We start from the raw sequence: 21195 nt of genomic DNA on the forward strand, positions 1-21195 counted from the left end.
GCTGATCGAATTACCGCCAAGAATGGCTGCTCGACTCGGCCTCCCACAGGAGGACCGACATGCGCTTCACGCTGATCATCATCGCCCTGGCTCTTTCCGGCTGCAGCGGCTCCGACCAACCCAATGGAGCCGCCCGGAACCTGACCTTGGGAACGGCTCAATGCTCCAAGTTCTCCTGGGGAACGTCTCAGATGGCCGAGTGCCTTGATCGGGCCGCAGCCAGCCAATCGGCGACGATCGGTGGCGCGAAGGGGGGCGACAGCGGCTGATACCGCACGAGATCGGACCTCTGATCCCGTAGTCCCATCACAAGTCGGCGAGATCGCGCCACACCCGCTCACGCGCCTTGTGCACTGCAACAATTGTTCATATGTAACACGTGCCTCAAGCAACCTCCCCAACATTCGAAAGGAGCGATCCATGCTGGAAAGGCACGATTGTGAGTGCGCGCTCGAGACCGAGCACGACCACGAAGAGAACCACGAAGCGCAGCAGCAGGACGACACCGAAGCGTTCTCGCCGCGCGACCACCAGGCGGGCTTCTGGAGCTAGAAGCCGAGACGAGTGCGGAGGGCTTTGGTGCCCTCCGCCGACTACGGCGGGCAGAACGAGGCCGCCGGCGCGATGCCGGCCTGAACGAGCCCGAGCTGCGCCTCTCTCCCTACATCACGCCACCTTCAAGCCGCAGGCCGCAGCGAAAGCCGCCAGCGCGGCGAGGCTGGTGAGCAACGCCAGCGGAAACCGCATCAGGCTGCGCCTCGTCCAGTCGCGCGCAGCGATTTCATCGACCGTCTCGGCCTTCTCGAAGGCGATCGCCTTCGGGATCATGTCGAAGGCCGACCAGAGCCGCAGGGTCACGTGTGCGGCAAGAGCCAGCAGCAACGCCTTGCGGGCGCCCTCATTGGCCCAAGCGAGATAGAGCGTGACGAGCAGGACGAGCTCGAAAGCGGTATGGGCCGGAATCCAGAACCCGGCACGCCAGATCCCGCCCTTGCGGGGTTGGACGATCTCCGGCTTGCCTGGCCAGGCCCGGTCGACAACGCCATGCTCGAAAATGCCGCCACCCAATCCGATATTGGCCAGAAGCGCCGTCAGCGCCGTGGACAGCACGACCGCATCCATGGGATTATCTCTTCAGCTAATTATCTTCCTAACTAAGATATTTGACGAATGGCCCCTCCAAGTCAAGACCAGGCGATCGCACGCCTGACGACGGTCCTGCGTCGCATGGGCGCCGCCAGCGCCCTGCACAGCCAGGCGGTCGCCAAGCGAGTCGGTCTCGCCTCGGTCGATCTCGAATGCCTGGACCTGATCCTGCTGGCCGGCCCCGTGACCGCCGGGCAGATCATGGAGCATACCAAACTGACCAGCGGCGCCGTGACCGGCCTGATCGATCGGCTCGCCAGGAAGGGCTATGTCGAACGGGCTGCCGATCCGCAGGACCGGCGCAAGGTCCTGGTCCAGATCGTGCCGGAGGCGGTCAGGCCGATCGAGGCTCTCTTCGTCCCGATGGCGAAGCGATCGGCGGCGATCATGGCGCAGTACAGCGTCGAGGAACTCGACCTGATCGCCGGCTTCGTCGAGAAGGGCACCGCTCTCGCGCTGGAACGCGCCAAGGAGCTGGACGGCGGCTGACAACGAGCCGCCCAGCCCATCTTGCGATGGTCACTCCCTCCGGCCGACAGGGAACAGAGCCCGCAGCCGGCGGTCACGGAGCCAGAGGCCGCCCCACATGAACAGCCCGAGATAGAGGCTGAACAGCACATGGCTGAAGAGCGGGCTTCCGGCCCGGATTTGCGTCGCCATCGCGCCGCCCAGCAGGCCCATCATCAGGATCGCACCCAGCAGGGCCGTACGCGGAACCAGATAGAGCACGAGGCACGCCAGCTCGATCAGGCCGATCATGAAGGCATAGCCGGCCGGCCAGCCGAGCTGCGCCATCGTCTCCTCGGCAATCGGCAGGCGCAGCAGCTTGGGCGAGATGGATGCGCCCAGCATGAAGAGGGCAAAGAGGCCCGTCAGGACGCGGCCCGTCCAAAGCGCGGCGTTGGTGTTCATGTGCGTTTCCCTTGTTGCGGGCGCCAGCAAACCTCACCGCTCGCCATTGCATGACAGGAACGATTTTCGGGCCTGACCTCGCCAGGCATGGGTTTCTTGCTGACGCGCGGCGGATCCGGTCGTGCGAAGCTCGATCAGATCGTGACCACCGGCATGCGCTGCCGGCCGAAATCAGCGGCACACCCATACCGCAAGGTGAGCACATTCAACCGAGGAGGAAGCGATGGCCCTGACCGACTTCAAGACGATCGACGACTACCTCGCCAGCCTAAGCGAGGAGAACAAGGCTGGCGTGCGAGCCATATGCGACGCGATCAGACGGGCCGTCCCGGAGGCCGAAGGCGTCATCAGCTACCAGATCCCTGCCTTTCGTCATAATGGCGGCTGGATCTTCTATGTCTCGGCCCATAAGGACCACTACTCGCTCTCCTGCCCGCCACCGATCCCGTCCTTCGAGACGTTCAAGGACGTGCTCGCGCGCTACGCCAAGACGAAGTCGGCCCTGAAGCTGCCGAAGAAGGAGCCGCTCCCGATCGCGCTCATCGAAAAAATGGCGGCCCTCCACGCGAGCTACAATCTCGAACAGGCTGGCAAGAAGCGCGGGAAGGCATGACGTTTTCAGCCGCGCCCCTGCCCTTCGCTCCCCGACTGCTTGTCAGGCCGCGCGGCGCCCCGCGCTCGACGAGGCTTGCTCCCGTGACGGCTCAGGCGCTTCAAGGCTGAAATAGGAGACCAGCGCGGCGAGCCTGTCGGCCTCCTGGGCCAGGGCTTGGGAGGCGGCGGTCGACTGCTCGGCCATGGCGGCGTTCTGTTGCGTCGCCTGGTCCATCTCGTTGACCGCGGTGTTGACCTCCTGCAGCCCGGTCGCCTGCTCCTGCGCCGCCGAGGCGATCTCGGCGACCAGCGAGGTGGCACGGGTGATCTCGCCCGACATCCGCTCCAGCGCCGTTCCGGTCTGGCCGACCAGCGCGACACCCTTCTCGACCTCGACGCTGGAGGCAGTGATCAGCCCCTTGATCTCCTTGGCCGCATCCGCCGAGCGCTGCGCCAGCGCGCGGACCTCGGAGGCGACGACCGCAAAGCCCTTGCCGGCATCGCCGGCGCGGGCCGCCTCGACCGAGGCGTTGAGGGCCAGCAGATTGGTCTGGAAGGCGATCTCGTCGATGACGCCGACGATCTGCGAGATCTCGTCGGACGATTTCTCGATGCCGCTCATGGCGGCGACGGCCTCACGCACGATCTGGCCGGACTGCTCGGCCTCGCCCTTGACCTGGGTGGTGGCGTGGCTCGCCTGACGCGCGCCCTCGGCGGTCTGGCGCACCGTCGCGGTCAGCTGATCGAGCGCGGTCGCGGTCTCCTCGACCGACGAAGCCTGCTGCTCGGTGCGGCTGGCGAGATCGTCCGCCGCCTGGCTGATCTCGCCCGCGCCAGCCTTCATGCTCTGCGTGTTCGTCGCGATCTGACGCATGGTGTCGCGCAGCTTCCCGATCGCCGCGTTGAAGTCGTCCTTCAGCTTGGCATAGGCGGCTGCGACAGGCTGATCGATGCGATAGCCGAGATTGCCATTGGCGAGATGCTCCAGGCCGGTCCCCAGCACCGAGACCACCACCGCCAGCTGTTTCGTGGCGTCCTGCCGCTCGGCCTCGTTACGTGACCGCTCGGCATCGGCGGCATGGCGCTGGGCCTCGACCTCCTGCTCTGCATGCTGCTTCTCGGCGGCGATAGCCTCCTTCTCGATGGCGGCGCGCTTGAAGACATCGACCGCCTGCGCCATCTCGCCGATCTCGTCACGGCGCAACAGTGAGGGAACCAGCACGTCGCGATCACCCTGCGCCAGTGCCGTCATCGTGCTGGTCATGCCGCGAACCGGAGCCGCGATCCAGCGGTTCAGCATCCAGGCACAGGCGATCGCCGAGATCAGGCTGACGAGCGCGACCAGGGCCGAGGCCGAGAGCGCGGCATCCATGATCGAGCTGAGGGCGGAGATGTCGGAGACGAGTGCGTAGGCGCCGATCACGTCGCCGCGGTAATCCCTGACCGGCGCATAGACCATGGCGCTGTCGCGCCCGCCAATCGCGAGACGCTGGACCTCCGTCGTCCCAGCGAGGCCCTGACGCAACATCTCCTGCGAGAGCAGACTGTCATCGGCAAGCGTCGAGGCGAAGCGCTTGAGCTCGCCATTGGCCAGGACGAAGAAAGCGATGTCGTTCCCGGACATCTTCTTGAACGCATCGAAGAAGGCCTGGCCGAAATTGAGCCCGACCTCGACGGTCCCGACGGCCTTCCCTTCGAAGCGAACCGGCATCACGCCGCGCACGCCAAGGCCCTCGACGCCATTCTCGAGGCCGAAAACCGGCTTGCCCGCCTTGTTGGCCTCGACGACCGTGAAGCGGAAGGAGGAGAGATCGTCGCCGAACTTCTCCGGGCGATGCGCGCGCAGGAACGAGGTCGCCGGCGCAACGTGGAACTGAAGCTGGACGACGCCGTCATTTGCCTTCAGCGCGGCGAAGCCGGGGACAGTCGCCGCGGCCAGGGCTTCTCGATCGCCAGCGGCGAAACGCGCCTGGATCTGGGCATTGCTCGCGATGACATGCGCCATGGAGACGGCACGCTTGATTTCGCTGTCGAGGCTGGTGCGCAGGGTTTCCTGCGCGCTCGTCATTTCGCGCGCGACGGTCTCGGTCAGGATCCGGTTGCCGAGCCTCTGGGTCGAAAAGGCGCCGGCCGCGGCGACGAGTGCGACAGCGGCCGTCAGGGCCATGCCGATGACTGCGCCGACACCTGTCAGGCGAAAGCGCTGCCGCGGCGATTGCGGACGGCCCATGCTCAGTCTCCCCGGTCTTCGCACCTCTTTCCATCAAGATATTCGGATATCTGATAATGATCGTTTAACGTTAACCGTGGCACCTGCCTGGCCGCCACGGCAGCCGGCGCTTGCGCCAGGAGATAACTCTGAGGGGGCGATCCTCAGGCCGCTTCGCGGATGAAGCGGCTGAGGAAGAGGCGGGTGCGCGGATGGCTCGGATTGGCCAGCACCTCTTCCGGCCTCCCCTGCTCGACGACGAGGCCGCCATCCATGAAGACGACGCGATCGGCCGCCTCGCGGGCGAAGCCGATCTCATGGGTGACGACGATCATGGTCAGGCCCTGGCCGGCGAGATCACGCATCGTCGAGAGCACCTCGCCGACGAGCTCGGGATCGAGTGCCGAGGTCGGCTCGTCGAACAGCATCAGCTTCGGGCGGATCGCCAGCGCGCGGGCGATGGCGACGCGCTGCTGCTGGCCGCCAGAGAGCTGGCGCGGATAGGCGTTGGCCTTCTCGGTCAGCCCGATGCGGGCGAGCAGCTCCATGGCATAGCCGGTCGCTTCCTTGCGGGAGTGGCCGTGGACGCCGACCGGCGCCTCGATGATATTCTCCAGCGCCGTCATGTGCGGGTAGAGATTGAACTGCTGGAAGACCATGCCGATCTGGCGGCGCTGCGCCGCGATCGCCCGGGGCGACAGCCTGACCAGCCGCTCGCCATTGAGGCGGTAGCCGATCTGTTCGCCGGCGACCATGATCGAGCCGCGGTCGATCGCCTCGAGATGGTTGATGCAGCGCAGGAAGGTCGACTTGCCGGAGCCGGACGGGCCGAGCACGACGACAACCTCGCCCGGCATGACGTCGAGATCAATGCCCTTCAGCACCTCGTTATGGCCAAAGGATTTGTGGACGTTGCGGGCGCTGACCAGCGGCGCACCCTCCTTCGCGATCCGGCTCATGGCGTCGCCTCCGCAATGACGGGCATACGCTCCGTCGCGCCGCGCTCGCCGCGGGCGTAGTAGCGCTCAATGAAGCCTTGGCCGATGTTCAGGACGGTGGTGATGACGAGATACCAGATCACCGCGACCATCAGCATCGGGACGACCTCGAAGGTGCGGTTGTAGACCGCCTGGACCGAATAGAGCAGATCGGCCATGGCGATGACGCTGACCAGCGAGGTCGCCTTGATCATGCTGATCAGCTGGTTGCCGGTCGGCGGCACGATCGAGCGCATCGCCTGCGGAATGATGACCCGCCACAGCGCCCTCGCCCGGGTCATGCCGAAGGCATCGCTCGCCTCGGTCTGGCCCTTGTCGACCGATAGCAGGCCGCCGCGGATGATCTCGGCCATATAGGCGGCCTCGTTGAGCGAGAGGCCGGCGATCGCCGCCGTCATCGGCGTAATCAGGTCGTTGGTGTGCCAGCTGATCAGCGTCGGCCCGAACGGGATCGATATCGAGATCTCAGGGAACAGCGTCGAGAGATTGTACCAGAAGATCAGCTGGACCAGCAGCGGCGTGCCGCGGAAAAACCAGATGAAGAGACCGGCAAAGCCGCTGAACAGCCGGTCGTCGGAAAGCCGGGCGATCGCCAGCAAGAGGCCGATGATGACGCCGATCACCATCGCCACCACGGTGAGCCCGAGCGTGACGTAAAGGCCGCGCAGGATCGACTCGGCGGTGAACCATTGCGCCACGACCGGCCAGCCGAAATTCGGGTTCCAGGCGACGATCCAGGCGAAATTGGCGGCGACCGCGAGCACGAAGGCCCAGAGCAGCCAGCGCCCCCATTCGACCGGGCGGTGGGCATTGGCGACGTCGCGCAACGTCGCCTGCCGGTCATGTGTCAATTGTACGGCGCTGTTCATGGTACGGCCGGCCCCTTCCCTACCGCCCTCATCCTGAGGAGCCATTCCGGCAGGAATGGCATCTCGAAGGATGCTTCAGGAGGCTCTGGTGACATCTGGACCATCCTTCGAGACGCCGCTGCACGGCTCCTCAGGATGAGGGCTCCTATGAAAAGCCTGCCCGCTCAGTTCTTCGAGAGATTGATGCCGGGCTCGCCGATCATGTTGTTCTCGAGCCCCCATTTCTTGAAGATCGCCTCATAGGTACCGTTCGCCTTGAGCACCTTGATGGCCGAAACGAGCAACTCGCCCAGCGGCGAGCCCTTCGGCACCACCGCGCCCTGGAACAGGTCCTGGAAGCCATTGGCCTTGCCGACCGCGGCGAGTTCGAGATCGCCCTTGGCCTGCTGGACGAAATAGGTCAGCGGCGCCTGCGAGGAGAAGAAGCCGTCGGAGCGCCTGGAGCGGACCGAGAGGATCGAGGTCGGCTGGTCGGTGAAGGACATCACCTCAAGCGTGGGCTTGCCCTCGGCCACGCATTTCTCGGCCTGCGCCTTGATCACCTTCTCGGCCGAGCCGGCCGACATCACCGCAATCTTCTTGCCGCAGGTGTCGTCGAGGCTGGCGATCGCCTTCGGATTGCCCTTCTGTACCGCGAAGATCACGTATTCGCGGACATAGTCGACGAAGTCGTTGGCCTCTTGGCGCGACTTGAAGTCGCCGATCGGCCCCATGGCGAACTGGAAGCGGCCGGCGGCGATGCCGCTCAGCGCCGCGGCGAGCCCGCTCACCGTCGCATGCTCGATCTTGACGCCGAGCAATTGGCCGATGGCGTCGGAAAGCTCGGCGCTGGCGCCGGTCATGGTCTTGGCGTCGGTGACGATCTCGTAGGGCGGGAAGGAGCCGTTGTTGACCGAGATCATCTTGCCGGCGGTGCGGATCGCCTCCGGCAGCTTGGCGCGCAGGGCCTCATCGACCTTCTGCTCGGGGATCTTGATGCTGGCGTCCTGGGCGAAGGCCGGAGCCTGCAGGAGTACCGCGGCCAGCGCGGCAGCTCCGGCGAATTTCACGATCATGTTCATGGCGACGTTCCCTTTTTTATCGTTTTCAGTGGATCGGCGGCCCGCTCTTAGGCGGCGAGCTCGGGGCCGGCGAAGCGGCGATTGGCAAGGACCGGCAGTGCGGCGCGCGCCGCGGCGATACGGGCCGGATCGATCTCGGCGTAGATCAGCGCCGGGGCCTCGCCGGCGCGGGCGATGGCGACGCCGAGCGGATCGACCACCATGCTGGCGCCGATATTGCGCGGGCCGCATTCGCCGGTGGCGACGACGTAGCAGGTGTTCTCCAGCGCGCGGGCAGTGACCATCACCTCCCAATGCGCCTCCTTGCCGAGGCCGCGCACCCAGGCGGCCGGCAGCAGCAGGACATCGGCACCGTCAAGCGCGAGGCGACGGGCGAGTTCGGGGAAGCGGACATCGTAGCAGGTCATCAGCCCGCATTTCAGGCCGGCAATCTCGAGCAGCGGCGGCACCTCGGTGCCAGGCTCGACATTGGTCGATTCCAGCGCCGAGAAGGCATCGTAGAGATGGAGCTTGCGATAGGCGGCGACGATCGCGCCATCGCGGACCGCGACATGGACGTTGAAGACGCGGCCCTTGCCGTTCGGCACATGGATGCAGAACAGGGTCGTCAGGGCCGAGCCCTTGCTCGCCTCGAGCACGCCCTGCATGAACGGGCCGTCGAGCGGCTGCGCCGTCTTCAGCACGATGTCGGGGTCGGTGATGTCGCGCGCCAGGATGCCTTCCGGCAGCAGCAAGAGGTCGGCGCCGGCCGCCTTCGCCTCGCCCATCAGGCGGATGGAGGTGGCAAGGTTCTCCTGCCATTCGCGGCTGACGGCGAATTGTCCGAGCGCGGCTTTCATCAGTGGGCTCCTTCCAGCGCGGATGCGGCCGGGAACAGGGTCTCCGGCGTCAGGTCGGTATCGGCGAGGTCCTGGATGCGCAGCTGCTCGATGAACGCGGTGATCATCGTCCGGTTCGCGGCAAGCCCGCTCTCGTTCCAGCTCTCGGGCAGATCATGCCCGCTGCGCACCAGCTCGTCGATCAGCCAGGGCGTCGTGTCGGCATAGCGGCGGCGCTTCTCGAGCCAGATGCGCTGGCTCTCGTCGAGCAGCTCGCTCAGCGCCTGCGCCAGCCAGGGCTCGCGGGCGGCAATCTCGGGCTTGAGGCCGATGATGTGCATGCCGGGCACGTAGCCGACCTTGGCGAAGTAGTCGCGCTCGGCGGCGCGGACATCCGGCAGCAGCGCCCGGAAGCGCGAGCCCTTGGAGAAAAAGCCCTGCGGCATGAACGGCATAAGCACCGCCGCGATCTCGCCAGCGGCGAGCATGTCGAGCAAGGGTGGCTGGCCGCGCAGTGCCTCGATCCGGCCGGGGCGGGCATAGCGCCCGACACGATCGGTGATCGGGTGGTCGGCGGCGAGACGGCTCACCGCCCAGAAGGCATCGTCGATGCCAAGGCCGCCCTCGGCCATGGCAGCGCGCGTCCAGGTGTTGCCGGAATCCTGCCAGCCGGCGATGCCGATGCGCTTGCCGCGCAATTCGTCAAAGCGGGTCAGCTTGCTGTCGGCAGCGGTGACGACGCAGCGATGCCGGAAACCGCGCATGATGAAGTTTGGAATGCCGACGACGCCGGTCTCGCCGCGGGCGCGGCCGGTGGTGTAGCGGCTGAACGAAACCTCGCTGGCGTCGAAGCGCGGATCGCTGGCGAAGTCATCGGGAAGCGCAGCAAGGCGCTCGATCTTCAGCTCGAAGCGGTCGGAAACGAGGTCGCCGAGCAAGAGCGGCGTGATGAAGTCCCAGTCGCGCAGGGCCAGCCGGATCACAGGTTTCAAACGACAGCCTCGCTATGCGGAAAACCTTGGACAGCGGCGAGATTAAATGTTCATTTATTCTGATCAATCGCTATTATGTTCCTGAACATTCATTTTTGAGTCGATGAACGACGAACCCGACGCCTCCTGGCTGGCAAGCCGCCTGACGCAGCGCACCGCGCGCGGCCTCGCGCTCGATCTGAGCCAGATGATCCGCTCCGGCCTGCTGCCGGTCGGCACGAAGCTGCCGACGGTGCGCGATCTCGCCTACCGGCTCGGCGTCAGTCCCGGCACGGTCTCGGAGGCCTGGAGCGAACTGAAACGGCAGAAGATCGTCTCGGGGCGCGGTCGTGGCGGTGCCTGGGTCAGCGGCGACAATGCGACGCCGCGGCCGACACGGATGGCGAGCGTCGCCGATTTCGGGCCGGATGCGCTCGACCTCTCGCTGGCAGTTCCGGACGCCGCGCTGATGCCGCCCTTGGCCGAGGCCTTGGCGCAGGCGGCAACGGCGGAAAACCTCAACAGCTATGAGCGCACGCCGATCCTGCCGGCGCTGCGCGATGCGGTGGCGCCGCATTGGCCCTACCGACCGGACGCCTTCCTCGCCACCAATGGCGGCTACAACGCGGTCTATTCGGTGCTGCACGCGACTGTGCTACCCGGCTCCTGCGTCGCGATCGAGGATCCGACGGCGATGCGGTTGCTCGACATCATCGAGGATCTCGGCGCCGAGATCCTGCCCGTCGCCCGCGATGCGCAAGGCCCCGTGCCCTCCGAGCTCGCGGCCGCGCTGGAGCGGCGGCCATCGGCCTTCATCTTCCAGCCGCGTACCCATTCGGTCACCGGCCAGAACGTCAGCGCCTCGCGGCTGGCCGAGCTCGGCCGCGTGCTCGCCGGCAGCGACACGCTGGTGATCGAGGATGACGGCCTCGGCGATGTCTCGATCCACCCGCCGATTACCCTGGGCACGACGATGCCGGAGCGGGTCGTGCATATCCGCTCCTTCTCGAAATCGCTCGGGCCGGACCTGCGGATCGCCGTGCTGTCGGCGCCTGCGATGGTGATCCGGCAGATCCAGTCCTATCGCAGCTTCTCCTCGGGCTGGACCAGCCGATTGCTTCAGGCCGCGACCGCCTGGCTCCTCACCGATGCCGAGACGGGCAAAAAGGTCGCGCAGGCGCGCGCCATCTATGCCGAGCGCCGGCAGGCGCTGGTCACCTGCCTGGGCGAGCGAGGTCTCGCCATGCCCGAAAGTGACGGGTTGTGCATCTGGGTGCCGGTCGAGTCCGAGCAATTCGCACTGGTGACGCTGGCGGCACATGGCATCGCGGTGCTGCCCGGCAGCAAATGCGCGGCGAGACCGACCGAGCATGTCCGGGTCGCGACGGCGATCCTGGCGGAAGGTTATGAGCGCGTCGCCGATGCCCTGATCAAGGCGGCGCAGCTGGGCGATCAGCGCTGACGCGGCGCCCTGGTATGGGCCGGCAGCTCCTCGTCCTCGAACAGGTCCGGATGCTCGGCGGCAATGCGTGGCAGCGCGTTCAGGATCTCGCGCAGATGGATGCGCATCGCGGTCGCGGCCGTGTCGGCATCGCCGGTCTCGATCGCGTCGACGATGGCGTTGTGCTGGGTGATCAGCAGCGGGATCGGCGAGGTCCCGGGCAGCGAGAGATAGCGCACCCGGTCGGTCTGGGCGCGGGCGCTCTCGACCACCTTGCCGGCATAGTCGCAATCGACGATCTCGGCGATGGCCTGATGGAAGGCCTCGTCCAACACGGTGAAGCCGGAATAGTCGTCGCGCCCGGCGGCAGCGGCCTGCTCGGCGATCAGGCGACGCAGGCGGGCGACGCCAGCAGGATCGATCAGCCGGCTAGCAGCCCGCGCCAGCGCGCATTCCACCGCCTCGCGCACGAAGCGGGCATTGGCGACCTCGCGCATCGAGATCTTCATGACGAAGGTGCCGCGGCTCGGCAGGATCTGCACCAGCCCGGCTTCGGAGAGCTTGATGAAGGCCTCGCGCACCGGCTGGCGGCTGACGCCGAAGCGACCGGCGATCTCCTTCTCCGACAGCGCCTCTCCAGGGCGAAGTTCGCTGGCGATGATGGCCTGGCGCAGGGCCGCGACGAGCTGCGGCGCGATCGGATCGCGAAGGCGAAGCGAGACGTCCATGAACGAAACTCCTCGGCCAGCCGTGCCAATATTATACCGGTATGGTGGCCTAACGGCAAACGCGCCGGTCAGCTCTCGCGCTTGCGGAGCAGATAGGTGTCCATGATCCAGCCGTTCTCGGAGCGGGCAGCCTCGCGGGTACGGACGATCTCGTCAGAGATTTCGGCGAGCGGCCCGGAGGCGAGGGTCTCCTGCGGCGCGCCGAGATAGGCGCCCCACCAGATGTCGAGGTTGGCGGGGTCGATCTTCGCGAAAGCCTGCTCGCCGTCGAGCATGATGACAGTGCTGCCGGCCTCGTCGCGGAAGCCGGCCTCGGCGAGCTTGCGGCCGGTGGTGATGGTGACGGGCTCGCCGATCCGGTTCAGTACCAGCCGATGCGCCGCCGCCAGCGCCTGGACGCTGGTGATGCCGGGAATGACGTCGTAGTCGAACGCCAGTCCGCGGGCGCGCACGGCTTTGATGATGCGCAGCGTGCTGTCGTAGAGCGAGGGATCGCCCCAAACCAGCAGCGCGCCGGCCTGATCCTCGCCGAGTCCCTCGCGGAACAGGCGCTCATAGCTTTCCGCCAGCGCCGCATGCCAATCGTCGACGCTGCCGCGGTAGTCGTCGCCAGCGGCGGCCCGCTTGGGCACGGTGAGCGGCACGGAGCGCCAGTTGTCGTGCTCGATATAGCGCCGGCAGATCTCCTCGCGCAGCTCGCGCAACGCGCCCTTCTCGGCGCCCTTGTCCGGCACGAAGACGACGTCGACCGTGTTGAGCGCCTTGATCGCCTGGATCGTGACGTGCTCGGGATTGCCGGCGCCGATGCCGATGATCCTGATCCTGCGCATGGGCACCTCTTTTGTGTTCGAGGCGCCGCATAGCACGCAGGAGCAGGCGACGGCTAACCCAAGAGATTGCGGAGCGTGCGCATGAAGACGCGGGCGCCGGGGGCGATCAGGTCATCGGGGAAGTCGTAATCGGGATTGTGCAGCGGCGGGGTATCCTCGCCGGAGCCGAGCAGGAACATCGCCGATTTCGAGGAGCGGCCGAACAGGCCGAAGTCCTCGGAGCCGCGCTGCGGCGGCGTCTCGCCACGCGCGATGCCCTCCTCGTCACAGGCCTGGCGCAGATGCGCCACCGCTTCCGGATGGTTTTCGCAGTGATGGAAGACGTCGTGATAGTCCATCGTCACGGAGAGCCCGCCAGCGGACGCCGCCTCGCGCACCAGCGCCTCGGCCTCGGCGCAGAGCGAGCCCATCAGGGAATCGTTCAGCGTGCGCAAGGTCGCCCAGAGCTCGGCGCGGCCGGGGGTGATGCCGAAGGCCGGCTCGCCCATGCTGGCATGGGTGATGGTGACGAGGCGGTAATTGCCCTCCAGCGCGCCGCCTTGGCCGAGCGCGGTCAGCTCCGGCATCAACCGGGCGAGCGCCTTCATTGGCGAGACTGCGTGCTCAGGCGTCGCGGCATGCGAGGTGTGGCCGGTCAGCACGATCTTGAGCCCGCGCGAGGCGCAATTGGCCGGCCCCTCCGAAATCCGGACGGAGCCCAACGGCAGGCCGGGCTTGTTGTGCAGCGAGAAGGCGAAATCCGGCGCGATCTCCGGAAATTTCGGATCGGCGATCACTGCGGCGGCGCCGGCACCGGTCTCCTCCGCCGGCTGGAAGAGGAGGATTGCACGCCCGCGCTGCGGCCGCTGCCGGCCGAGCCCGCGCGACAGCGCCGCGACCGTGGTCATGTGGCCGTCATGGCCGCAGAGATGGCCCTTGCCCGGCACCTGCGACGAATGCGGCACGCCAGAGAGGTCCTCGATCGGCAGCGCGTCGAGCTCGCAGCGGATCAGCACGGTCGGGCCGGGCTCGGCGCCGTCATAGATCGCAGCGACGCCATGGCCGCCGAGATCGGTGACGACGCGGTCGGGCGCGCTCGGCGCGAGGAAGCCGACGATCGCCTTCGCCGTCTCGCGCTCCTCGCCGGAGATCTCCGGCGCGCGGTGGAGGGCATGACGCAGCTCGATCAGCTCGACCATGTCGGAATTGGTGAGAAACATGCCTGGCGCTTCCTCGGATGATTTGCTCCGAGCATCACCAGCGCGGCGGCGGGTTCAACCCCTGCTGCCACCCGGCCCGGGCAGGCGGCCATGCATCCCGCTCACGCCGCCAGCAATCCCAGCGCCCGCTCGATGCGCGAGCAACCGCCGCGGCCGCGCGCCTTGCGATAGGCACGGCTGAGGCGGCCGCTGGCATAGGCGTCGACGACGATGGCGTGGACATAGCTCTTGCGGACCACGGCCGGGGTGTTGACCAGCCGCTCGGCGATGGCGCGCATGATGTCGGCGAGCTGGCGCTTGCGGCCGCGCTCGCTGGCGGCGATGTCGGTCGAGAGCAGCAATTCGGCGGCCGCGGCATTGGCGGCGAGCATGCGCAGATCCTTGCTCGAAACCGGCAGGCCAGACGCCTCCTTCAGATAGGTGTTGATGTCGGCGGCGTTGATGGCGGTGACCGAACCATCCTCGGCGCGGTACTGGAACAGGCGTTTGCCCGGGATGGTCTTCAGCCGGGCCAGGGCGCGGGCAAGCGATGCGTCGTCGCGGCCGCAGACGATGTCCTTGCCGCCCTTGCCGCGGAAAGCGAGCGTGACGTGTTTGCCGCTGATGTCGGCATGGCGCTTCAGCAAGGTGGAGGCGCCATGGCTGCCATTGGTGCGGGCATAGACCTCGTTGCCGACGCGGATATGGCAGCGGTCGATGATCGCAGCGGCGCAGGCGAGCGCCTTCCTGCGCGACAGCGTGCGATCCTTCAGATCGTTGGTGATGCGCTCGCGCAGCTTCGGCAGGGCATCGATCAGCCGGCCGAGGCGCTTGAGCTTGCGGCGCTCGCGCACCTTCTCCCAATCGGGATGGTAGCGATGCTGGATGCGCCCGGCATCGTCGCGGCCTGCAGCCTGGAGATGGGCACGCGGATCGGCGGCGATCAGCACGTCCTCATAGGCCGGCGGGATCGCCAGCGAGCGGATGCGCGCCAGCGTCTCCTCGTCGGTGATCTTGCCGCCGTCGGCGTCGCGATAACCGAAATTGCGGCCGACCCGGACGCGGCGGATGGTGAGATCGTCGATGCTGGCTCGGCGCAGGCGGCCCTTATTCGCCGCGGCGCCTTCCTTGCCCTTGGTGACCATTCAGCGCCTCCGCAGCTCGACCGGCTGCGGAGGAATGCGGGATGGGCTGCGAAGTTCCCTACCGCTTCGCCCGCGCCACGATCTGCGTCGGGTTGACGAAGCGCAGCGCGATGATGAGCCAGATCAGCGTCGTCACCATGTAGATCACCGCCATGGCGTCGATCGACTGCACGGCGCGAACGCCGGCGGCGAAGACCGCGTAGTAGAGCGCGACCACCAGTGTCTGGCTGGTCGGACCTGCCGTGAGGAAGGTCAGCTCGAACATCGCAATCGTGCGCACCAGCACGAGCAAGAGCGCAGCCAGGATGCCGGGCATCAGCAGCGGCAGCAGGACATGGATGAAGAGCTTGAAGGTGTTGGCACCGAAGACGCGCGCCGCCGCCTCGATCTTGGTGTCGATCTGCTCGATGAACGGGATCATCACCAGGATGACGAAGGGCACGGTCGGCACGAGGTTGGCGAGCACCACGCCCGACATCGAACCGGCGAGGCCGGTGCGGTACAGCACTGTCGCCAGCGGGATGCCGAAGGTGATCGGCGGCACCAGCAGCGGCAGCAGGAAGAGCAGCATCACCAGCTTCTTGCCGGGAAAATCGCGCCGCGCCAGCGCATAGGCGGCCGGCACGCCGATCAGCCCAGAGAGGAAGACGACGAGGAAGACGATCTGGAAGGTGACCGTCAGCACGTCGCCGAGCTGGAACTCGCTCCAGGCGGCGCCGTACCAGCGCGTCGTCCAGCCATCGGGCAGCCAGGAGCGCAGCCAGCGCGTCGAGAACGAGCTCGTCACCACCGCGGCGATCATGCCGAACAGGTTGACGATGAAGAAGCCGATCAGCGCCCAGTTTGCCGCGGCCCAGAGCTTGGTGGAGAGGCGGGTGTCCTTGACCATCGGATCAGCCCTTTCCGCCGCCGGCCGGGCCGCGATAAAGCATGCCGCGCAGGCCGAGCACCGCGACGACGATGGCGAGCTGGACCATGCCCATGATCATCGCGACCGCCGAGGCCATCGAGTAATCGTATTCCTCGAAGGCGGCCTGGTAGGCGGCGATCGAGATCACCCGCGTCGGACCAGCCGGCGCGCCGAGCAGCACCGCCGAGGGGAAGACCGAGAAGGCCTGGACGAACGAGAGGCAGAAGGTGATCGCGAGGCCTGGCAGCAGCAATGGGAAGAGGATGTGCTTGAAGCGCTCCCAGGGCCCGGCGCCGAGCGTCGCGCCGGCCTGCTCCAGCGCCGGATCGACGCCGGTGAGATAGGACAGCGTCAGCAGGAAAGTGAAGGGAAAGCCGGTGATGACCAGCGAGAGCATCACGCCCCAATAGTTATGGAGCAGCTTCACCGGCGAGGAGATGATGCCGAACGTCATCAGCGTCCGGTTGAACCAGCCCTGCGGGCCGAGATAGTTCAAGAGCCCTTCCGCGACGAGCACGGTGCCAAGCGTGATCGGGATCACCAGGATGGTGGTGAGCAGACGCTGGTTCTTCATCAACCGGACGCGGAAGGCGATCGGGATCGCCAGCAGCAGCGTCACGATCGTCACCGGCAAAGCGAGCCAGAGCGTGGTCGCGATCGTGTCGTAGAGGAACGCGTCGGAGAAGAAGCGCTGATAGTTGGCCAGCGCCCCGCCCGCCTTCGGCGTGAAGGAGAGGAAGAGCCCGTAGAGGAACGGGTAGATGAACAGCGCCAGCAGGAAGAACACGGCCGGCAGGACGAGCAGGGTCAGCCCGTCGAGCCCGCGTGCCGCAAGGCGCTGCTTGAGCGGAATCTCGGCAGTCGTGCTTGACGCGCTCATGCGCCCCCTCCGAACACGAGGACGCGATCGGGAGCTGCGGCAAGGCGGATCTCGGTGCCCGGCGCGATCCGGCTTTCGGCGAGGAAGGTCAGCGGCGTGTCGTCCGCCATGCGGGCGAAGCCGACGAATTCGCGGCCGTGGAATTCGGTCGAGACGACCTTGGCGGCGAGCCCCGGTGTACCATCCGCAACCGGGTGCAGATCCTCGGGGCGGATCGAGATATGAGCGCCCTGCCCGGCCGCGACCTGCGACCTGACGCGCCCGGCGACACCGACCTCACCGACGGTAACCGTCGCCTGCTCGCCAGCGACGGAAGCGACGCGGCCTGCGACCTTGTTGCGGAAGCCCATGAACTCGGCAACGTCGAGATGGTCCGGCCGCGAGAACAGGTCCTCCGGCCCGCCGACCTGACGGATCTCGCCATCGCGCATCACCACGATGCGGTCGGCGAGCGAGAGCGCCTCCTCCTGGTCGTGGGTGACATAGATCGTGGTGGCGCCGAGCGTGTTGTGGATGCGCCTGATCTCGGCGCGCATCTCGAGGCGCAGCTTGGCGTCGAGATTGGAAAGCGGCTCGTCCATCAGCACCAGCGGCGGCTGCACCGCGATGGCGCGGGCGATGGCGACACGCTGCTGCTGGCCGCCGGAGAGCTGGCCGGGAAGCTTCGCCTCCTGCCCTTGCAGGCGGACCAGCGCCACGGCTTCGGCGACGCGCTGCTCGCTCTCGGCCTTGGGCATACCGCGCATCTTCAGCCCGAAGCCGATGTTCTTGCGCACGGTCATGTGCGGGAAGAGCGCATAGCTCTGGAAGACCATGCCGAAGCCGCGCTCCTCCGGGCGAAGCGGGTCGATGCGCTTCTCGTCGAGCCAGATGCCGCCGCCGGTCGCGGGCAGCAGACCGGCGATCAGGTTCAGCGTCGTCGACTTGCCGCAGCCGGACGGGCCGAGCAATGCGATGAACTCGCCCTGCTTGATCGTCAGCGAGACGTCCTTGACGGCATTGTGCGTCCCGAAGTCGCGGCAGAGCCGATCGAGCCTGAGTTCGCGGAAGTTCGCGGCGTGTATCGACATGAAGGACCATCGGGTTTGAACGGATGGGCAGCTGCCGACAGGCAGCAGCAAGGCGGCAGGCCGGTCAAGGACCGGCCTGCCTGGAGATCCTGCAGCGGGCTTACTTGCGCTTGGCGCCGCCGACTTGCTCGTCCCAGATGCGGAAGGCGACGACCATCTTCTCGGGGTCGAGCGGGGTTTCCATCGGGTTCTCGGCGATCAGCTTGTCGTATTCCGGCCGCCCAAACTCGGCGATGGCCTTCTGGCTGGAGGCCGGCGCCATCGAAAGCGGCACGTCCTTCACCGCCGGACCCGGATAGAAATAGCCCTCGTCATAGGTATAGGCCTGCTGCTGAGGGGTCAGCATGTGGCGGATCAGGTCGAGCAGCACGGCGAGCTTCTCGTCCGAGACGCCCTTGGGGATCATCATGTACTGGGCGTCCGTGACCCAGTGGAAGCCCTTAAGCGCCTGGATCTTCGCCTCCTTCGGCACGACGCCGAGGACGCGCGGGTTGATGTCCCAGCCCGTCGTCGAGACGATGATGTCGCGCGAGCCGTCGCCGAGCTCCTTCATCGTCGCGCCGGTGCCGCCGGGATAGTACTCAATGTTCTCGCCCAAGGCCTTCAGATAGGCCCAGGTCTTGTCCCAGCCCTTGGCCGGATCCTTGGGATCGCTGTCGCCGAGAATATAAGGCAGTCCCATGATCCAGGTGCGGCCGGGGCCGGAATTGGCCGGGCGGGCATAGAGGAAGCGGTTCTTGTTCTGCTTGGTCCAGTCGAGCAGCTCCTGCGCCGTGGTCGGCGGGGTCTTGACCTTGTCGGGCATATATTCGAGCAGCGGGCCCGACGGATAATAGACCATCGCCATGGCCTGGCCGCGCCCGAGATTGTGCATGGCGAGCGCGGGCTTCAGGTAGATGTCATCAGGCTTGGGCAGATCGGCGGCGAAGCGCGGCAGCAACTCGACCCAGAGCTTCTGGTCGATGCCGGCTGAGAGCACGTCGAGGCCACCGATGACGAAATCGATGTCGAGGCGGCCAGCGTCCTGCTGCGCCTTCAGCTTGGCCGGCAGCTCAGGCGCGGGCGCCTTGGTGAAGACCATCCGCGAGACGGCTTTGGGATTTGCCTTGGGGTAGTTCTCCAGCGGCGTCTGGACTAGAGCGAGCGCCCCGCCGACGTCGATGACGCTGATCGTGAGCGGGGACGCCGGCAGCTTGAGCGTTTGAGCGAAGGCTCCGGGCGCAGCCGCGATACCGGCCATGCCAGCGACGCCGCCGAGGAATGTGCGGCGATGGATCGTATCCTGGACCATGTTTTCCCCTCCCGGCGGCTTCACCGCCTGCTGTTTCCCCAGCCCGTGAAAAGCGCGCTCTTGCAGCACTTTTAGCACCGGCGCTTACTGAATTCGCGGCTTTCGGAGTTGACGCCTCCGTTTGGGCCGGTATCCTAGTATACTAGTGAACAAGAGCTTGGCAATGGGCATCGCCGCGGCGAGACAGAGCACCGACCAGATCTACCGGGCGCTGCGCGGCGACATCCTGAACGCGGTGCTGCGTCCAGGCGAGTCGATCTCGGAAGCACGCATGGCGCTCCAGTTCGGCGTCAGCCGCACGCCGGTGCGCGAATCGTTCAAGCGGCTGGTCGAGGACGGCTTCCTCGTCGTCGTGCCGCAGGTCGGCACCTTCGTCGCGCCGATCGACCTCGCCGCCGTCTATGACAGCCAGTTCGTGCGCGAGACGCTGGAATGCCGCACGGTCGCGCTGGCGGCGAAGAACATCGACGAGGACGGGCGAACGGCCCTCGCCGCTCTGATCCGGACGCAGGAGCAGGCGCTGGCCGATGGCGACCGGGCGGGCTTCTTCCGCAGCGACGAAGCCTTCCATGCCGAACTCTCCCGGCTCTCGGGCCACCCTTCGGTCTGGAGCCTGATCGAGAGCGTCAAGGCACAGCTCGACCGTGTCCGCTGCCTGTCGCTGGAGACGAGCGGCTGGTCCGACATGATCCTGCGGGAGCACCGCGAGATCGCCGCAGCGGTCGCGTCCGGCGACGAGGCGAAGGCCGAGCGCACCATGCGTGCGCATCTGCGCACCGTCTTCGATGCGATCGAGGCGATCGCTCGCGACCATGTCGAAGCCTTCGCCGCGAGCGGCGGGCTCAGCAAACCCACCTGACGAAGCCGCGACAGACGGCAGCCCAAAAAGGACAGACGACGATGGAACAGACCTGGCGCTGGTTCGGCCCGGACGATGTGGTGACGCTCGCCCAGGCCCGGCAGGCGGGCGCGCGCGGCATCGTCAACGCGCTCCATCAGATCCCCTATGGCGTGGTCTGGACCGTCGAGGAGATCGAGAAGCGGAAAGCGATCATCGAGGCCGACAAGAGCCTCGGCCTGCGCTGGGCCGTGGTCGAGAGCCTGCCGATCCACGAGAACGTCAAGATCGGCGAAGGCGACCTCGAGACCATCTTCGCCAATTATCGCGAGTCGCTGCGCAACCTCGCCGCCTGCGGCATCGAGGTGGTCTGCTACAACTTCATGCCAGTACTGGACTGGACCCGCACGGACCTCGCCCAGCCCCTGCCCGGCGGCGGCACGGCGTTGCGCTTCAACCTCCACGAATATGTCGTCGTCGACCATTTCATGCTGCAGCGGCCGGGCGCCGACGAAGGCCATTCAGCCGAGGTGATGGACAAGGCCAAAGCCTGGTTCGAGCGCTCCTCCGAGGCCGACCGGGCCAAGCTGATGGCCAACATCATGGCCGGCCTGCCCGGCGCCTATGACCGCTACGACGTGCCCGGCCTGAAGCGCATCCTCGCGCGCTATGCCGAGATGAGCCATGACGGCCTGCGCGCCAATCTCAGGCGCTTCCTCGAGGCGGTGATCCCAACCGCCGAAGAGGTCGGCATCCGCATGTGCATCCATCCGGACGACCCGCCGCGGCCGCTCTTCGGCCTGCCGCGCATCTGCTCGAACGAGGACGACATCGCCTTCATCCTCGGCGCGGTCGACTCGCCCTCGAACGGGCTCACCCTCTGCTCCGGCTCGCTCGGCGCCAATCCGAAGAACGACGTGCCGGCCATCGCGCGCCGCTTCGCCGACCGGATCTGGTTCGCGCATCTGCGCAATGTCGCTAAGGATCCGGACGGCTCCTTCATGGAGGCCGAACACCTCGGCGGCGACACCGACATGGTCGCCCTGGTCGACGCGCTGATGGCGGAGCAGACCCGCCGCAAGGCCGCCGGCTGGCGGCATTGGCGCATCCCGATGCGGCCCGACCATGGCCATGAGTTGCTCGATGACGCCAAGAAGGGCTCGTTCCCCGGCTATCCGGCGGTCGGCCGCCTGCGCGGCCTGGCGGAGCTGCGCGGCGTGATGACGGCGCTGTCGAGCGTCAAGGGGTATGCCAGCTGAAACAGACCCGCGCGACAAGCCGCTCCGTCGAACGAAGCGGCTGTGAT

At 66.8% G+C, this 21195-nt stretch carries 23 protein-coding genes; 7 read left to right on the forward strand and 16 right to left on the reverse strand.

The annotated features are described in order from the left end of the window. Positions 1-59: 59 nt before the first annotated feature. Together ACWIGM_RS10510 and ACWIGM_RS10515 are read left to right on the forward strand one after the other, a co-directional pair. On the forward strand, positions 60-269 hold the full coding sequence (locus tag ACWIGM_RS10510) for a hypothetical protein (RefSeq protein WP_454025888.1): 210 nt from the start codon (positions 60-62) through the stop codon (positions 267-269). A gap of 151 nt (positions 270-420) precedes the next feature. Continuing rightward, the gene (locus tag ACWIGM_RS10515) at positions 421-552 is read left to right on the forward strand and encodes a hypothetical protein (protein WP_454025889.1); all 132 of its coding nucleotides are present in this window, start codon (positions 421-423) and stop codon (positions 550-552) included. Positions 553-666: 114 nt separating this feature from the next. On the opposite strand, the gene ACWIGM_RS10520 is transcribed toward ACWIGM_RS10515, so the two are convergent. Next, positions 667-1122 (reverse strand): hypothetical protein, encoded by a 456-nt coding sequence (locus ACWIGM_RS10520; RefSeq protein ID WP_454025890.1) that lies wholly within the window; start codon positions 1120-1122, stop codon positions 667-669. 48 nt (positions 1123-1170) lie between these two features. Here ACWIGM_RS10520 and ACWIGM_RS10525 point away from each other — a divergent pair, with 48 nt between their 5' ends. Continuing rightward, positions 1171-1635 carry a MarR family winged helix-turn-helix transcriptional regulator gene (locus tag ACWIGM_RS10525; RefSeq protein WP_454025891.1) on the forward strand — a complete coding sequence of 155 codons (465 nt, stop codon included), beginning with the start codon at positions 1171-1173 and terminating at the stop codon, positions 1633-1635. A gap of 30 nt (positions 1636-1665) precedes the next feature. On the opposite strand, the gene ACWIGM_RS10530 is transcribed toward ACWIGM_RS10525, so the two are convergent. Further along, positions 1666-2058 carry a DoxX family protein gene (locus ACWIGM_RS10530; protein ID WP_454025892.1) on the reverse strand — a complete coding sequence of 131 codons (393 nt, stop codon included), beginning with the start codon at positions 2056-2058 and terminating at the stop codon, positions 1666-1668. Positions 2059-2281: 223 nt separating this feature from the next. On the opposite strand from ACWIGM_RS10530, the gene ACWIGM_RS10535 reads away from it, so the two are divergent. Then, complete coding sequence (locus tag ACWIGM_RS10535) at positions 2282-2671, forward strand: iron chaperone (protein WP_454025893.1); 390 nt, start codon at positions 2282-2284, stop codon at positions 2669-2671. A gap of 42 nt (positions 2672-2713) precedes the next feature. On the opposite strand, the gene ACWIGM_RS10540 is transcribed toward ACWIGM_RS10535, so the two are convergent. From ACWIGM_RS10540 to ACWIGM_RS10565, 6 genes are all read right to left on the reverse strand, one after another. Next, positions 2714-4882: a methyl-accepting chemotaxis protein gene (locus ACWIGM_RS10540; RefSeq protein WP_454025894.1), complete on the reverse strand. Its 2169-nt coding sequence runs from the start codon at positions 4880-4882 to the stop codon at positions 2714-2716. Positions 4883-5025: 143 nt separating this feature from the next. Then, entirely contained in the window at positions 5026-5820 is a 795-nt protein-coding gene (locus tag ACWIGM_RS10545) for an amino acid ABC transporter ATP-binding protein (RefSeq protein ID WP_454025895.1), read from the reverse strand. Next, complete coding sequence (locus ACWIGM_RS10550; RefSeq protein WP_454025896.1) at positions 5817-6728, reverse strand: amino acid ABC transporter permease; 912 nt, start codon at positions 6726-6728, stop codon at positions 5817-5819. Before ACWIGM_RS10550 ends, ACWIGM_RS10545 begins: the two co-directional genes overlap by 4 nt. 164 nt (positions 6729-6892) lie before the next feature. Next, positions 6893-7783, reverse strand: coding sequence for an ABC transporter substrate-binding protein (locus ACWIGM_RS10555; protein WP_454026971.1), 891 nt, complete (start codon positions 7781-7783; stop codon positions 6893-6895). Positions 7784-7836: 53 nt separating this feature from the next. Beyond that, positions 7837-8628, reverse strand: a complete 792-nt coding sequence (locus ACWIGM_RS10560) for a deaminated glutathione amidase (protein WP_454025897.1) — start codon at positions 8626-8628, stop codon at positions 7837-7839. After that, on the reverse strand, positions 8628-9590 hold the full coding sequence (locus ACWIGM_RS10565; RefSeq protein WP_454026972.1) for a substrate-binding domain-containing protein: 963 nt from the start codon (positions 9588-9590) through the stop codon (positions 8628-8630). Before ACWIGM_RS10565 ends, ACWIGM_RS10560 begins: the two co-directional genes overlap by 1 nt. 112 nt (positions 9591-9702) lie before the next feature. On the opposite strand from ACWIGM_RS10565, the gene ACWIGM_RS10570 reads away from it, so the two are divergent. Beyond that, complete coding sequence (locus tag ACWIGM_RS10570) at positions 9703-11040, forward strand: aminotransferase-like domain-containing protein (RefSeq protein ID WP_454025898.1); 1338 nt, start codon at positions 9703-9705, stop codon at positions 11038-11040. Here ACWIGM_RS10570 and ACWIGM_RS10575 read toward each other — a convergent pair. The 8 genes from ACWIGM_RS10575 to ACWIGM_RS10610 form a co-directional block, all read right to left on the reverse strand. Continuing rightward, positions 11031-11747, reverse strand: coding sequence for a GntR family transcriptional regulator (locus ACWIGM_RS10575; RefSeq protein WP_454025899.1), 717 nt, complete (start codon positions 11745-11747; stop codon positions 11031-11033). The genes ACWIGM_RS10570 and ACWIGM_RS10575 overlap by 10 nt on opposite strands. 68 nt (positions 11748-11815) lie before the next feature. Continuing rightward, positions 11816-12577, reverse strand: coding sequence for a precorrin-6A synthase (deacetylating) (gene cobF / locus ACWIGM_RS10580; protein ID WP_454025900.1), 762 nt, complete (start codon positions 12575-12577; stop codon positions 11816-11818). Positions 12578-12630: 53 nt separating this feature from the next. Beyond that, a complete protein-coding gene (locus tag ACWIGM_RS10585; protein ID WP_454025901.1) occupies positions 12631-13776 on the reverse strand; it encodes an amidohydrolase in 1146 nt (381 codons plus the stop codon). A 101-nt stretch (positions 13777-13877) separates the two neighbouring features. After that, on the reverse strand, positions 13878-14900 hold the full coding sequence (locus tag ACWIGM_RS10590) for a DNA topoisomerase IB (RefSeq protein WP_454025902.1): 1023 nt from the start codon (positions 14898-14900) through the stop codon (positions 13878-13880). Between the two features lie 58 nt (positions 14901-14958). Next, a complete protein-coding gene (locus tag ACWIGM_RS10595) occupies positions 14959-15789 on the reverse strand; it encodes an ABC transporter permease (protein WP_454025903.1) in 831 nt (276 codons plus the stop codon). Between the two features lie 4 nt (positions 15790-15793). Beyond that, positions 15794-16690, reverse strand: coding sequence for an ABC transporter permease (locus ACWIGM_RS10600; protein ID WP_454025904.1), 897 nt, complete (start codon positions 16688-16690; stop codon positions 15794-15796). Beyond that, positions 16687-17760 (reverse strand): ABC transporter ATP-binding protein, encoded by a 1074-nt coding sequence (locus ACWIGM_RS10605; protein WP_454025905.1) that lies wholly within the window; start codon positions 17758-17760, stop codon positions 16687-16689. The genes ACWIGM_RS10600 and ACWIGM_RS10605 overlap by 4 nt, the downstream gene beginning before the upstream one ends. Positions 17761-17860: 100 nt before the next feature. Further along, positions 17861-19051, reverse strand: a complete 1191-nt coding sequence (locus ACWIGM_RS10610; protein WP_454025906.1) for an extracellular solute-binding protein — start codon at positions 19049-19051, stop codon at positions 17861-17863. A gap of 163 nt (positions 19052-19214) precedes the next feature. Here ACWIGM_RS10610 and ACWIGM_RS10615 point away from each other — a divergent pair, with 163 nt between their 5' ends. Together ACWIGM_RS10615 and uxuA are read left to right on the forward strand one after the other, a co-directional pair. Further along, a complete protein-coding gene (locus ACWIGM_RS10615) occupies positions 19215-19910 on the forward strand; it encodes a GntR family transcriptional regulator (protein ID WP_454025907.1) in 696 nt (231 codons plus the stop codon). A 41-nt stretch (positions 19911-19951) separates the two neighbouring features. Beyond that, on the forward strand, positions 19952-21148 hold the full coding sequence (gene uxuA / locus ACWIGM_RS10620) for a mannonate dehydratase (RefSeq protein ID WP_454025908.1): 1197 nt from the start codon (positions 19952-19954) through the stop codon (positions 21146-21148). Positions 21149-21195 lie beyond the last annotated feature (47 nt).

It is taken from the genome of Allobosea sp. NPDC055332 (assembly GCF_053645455.1).

Excerpts from the sequence above, each read along its gene's own strand:
- ACWIGM_RS10510 (WP_454025888.1), top strand. The coding sequence starts at position 60 with ATGCGCTTCACGCTGATCATCATCGCCCTGGCTCTTTCCGGCTGCAGC.
- ACWIGM_RS10515 (WP_454025889.1), top strand. The coding sequence starts at position 421 with ATGCTGGAAAGGCACGATTGTGAGTGCGCGCTCGAGACCGAGCACGAC.
- ACWIGM_RS10520 (WP_454025890.1), bottom strand. The coding sequence starts at position 1,122 with ATGGATGCGGTCGTGCTGTCCACGGCGCTGACGGCGCTTCTGGCCAAT.
- ACWIGM_RS10525 (WP_454025891.1), top strand. The coding sequence starts at position 1,171 with ATGGCCCCTCCAAGTCAAGACCAGGCGATCGCACGCCTGACGACGGTC.
- ACWIGM_RS10530 (WP_454025892.1), bottom strand. The coding sequence starts at position 2,058 with ATGAACACCAACGCCGCGCTTTGGACGGGCCGCGTCCTGACGGGCCTC.
- ACWIGM_RS10535 (WP_454025893.1), top strand. The coding sequence starts at position 2,282 with ATGGCCCTGACCGACTTCAAGACGATCGACGACTACCTCGCCAGCCTA.
- ACWIGM_RS10540 (WP_454025894.1), bottom strand. The coding sequence starts at position 4,882 with ATGGGCCGTCCGCAATCGCCGCGGCAGCGCTTTCGCCTGACAGGTGTC.
- ACWIGM_RS10545 (WP_454025895.1), bottom strand. The coding sequence starts at position 5,820 with ATGAGCCGGATCGCGAAGGAGGGTGCGCCGCTGGTCAGCGCCCGCAAC.
- ACWIGM_RS10550 (WP_454025896.1), bottom strand. The coding sequence starts at position 6,728 with ATGAACAGCGCCGTACAATTGACACATGACCGGCAGGCGACGTTGCGC.
- ACWIGM_RS10555 (WP_454026971.1), bottom strand. The coding sequence starts at position 7,783 with ATGATCGTGAAATTCGCCGGAGCTGCCGCGCTGGCCGCGGTACTCCTG.
- ACWIGM_RS10560 (WP_454025897.1), bottom strand. The coding sequence starts at position 8,628 with ATGAAAGCCGCGCTCGGACAATTCGCCGTCAGCCGCGAATGGCAGGAG.
- ACWIGM_RS10570 (WP_454025898.1), top strand. The coding sequence starts at position 9,703 with ATGAACGACGAACCCGACGCCTCCTGGCTGGCAAGCCGCCTGACGCAG.
- ACWIGM_RS10575 (WP_454025899.1), bottom strand. The coding sequence starts at position 11,747 with ATGGACGTCTCGCTTCGCCTTCGCGATCCGATCGCGCCGCAGCTCGTC.
- cobF (WP_454025900.1), bottom strand. The coding sequence starts at position 12,577 with ATGCGCAGGATCAGGATCATCGGCATCGGCGCCGGCAATCCCGAGCAC.
- ACWIGM_RS10585 (WP_454025901.1), bottom strand. The coding sequence starts at position 13,776 with ATGTTTCTCACCAATTCCGACATGGTCGAGCTGATCGAGCTGCGTCAT.
- ACWIGM_RS10590 (WP_454025902.1), bottom strand. The coding sequence starts at position 14,900 with ATGGTCACCAAGGGCAAGGAAGGCGCCGCGGCGAATAAGGGCCGCCTG.
- ACWIGM_RS10595 (WP_454025903.1), bottom strand. The coding sequence starts at position 15,789 with ATGGTCAAGGACACCCGCCTCTCCACCAAGCTCTGGGCCGCGGCAAAC.
- ACWIGM_RS10600 (WP_454025904.1), bottom strand. The coding sequence starts at position 16,690 with ATGAGCGCGTCAAGCACGACTGCCGAGATTCCGCTCAAGCAGCGCCTT.
- ACWIGM_RS10605 (WP_454025905.1), bottom strand. The coding sequence starts at position 17,760 with ATGTCGATACACGCCGCGAACTTCCGCGAACTCAGGCTCGATCGGCTC.
- ACWIGM_RS10610 (WP_454025906.1), bottom strand. The coding sequence starts at position 19,051 with ATGGTCCAGGATACGATCCATCGCCGCACATTCCTCGGCGGCGTCGCT.
- ACWIGM_RS10615 (WP_454025907.1), top strand. The coding sequence starts at position 19,215 with ATGGGCATCGCCGCGGCGAGACAGAGCACCGACCAGATCTACCGGGCG.
- uxuA (WP_454025908.1), top strand. The coding sequence starts at position 19,952 with ATGGAACAGACCTGGCGCTGGTTCGGCCCGGACGATGTGGTGACGCTC.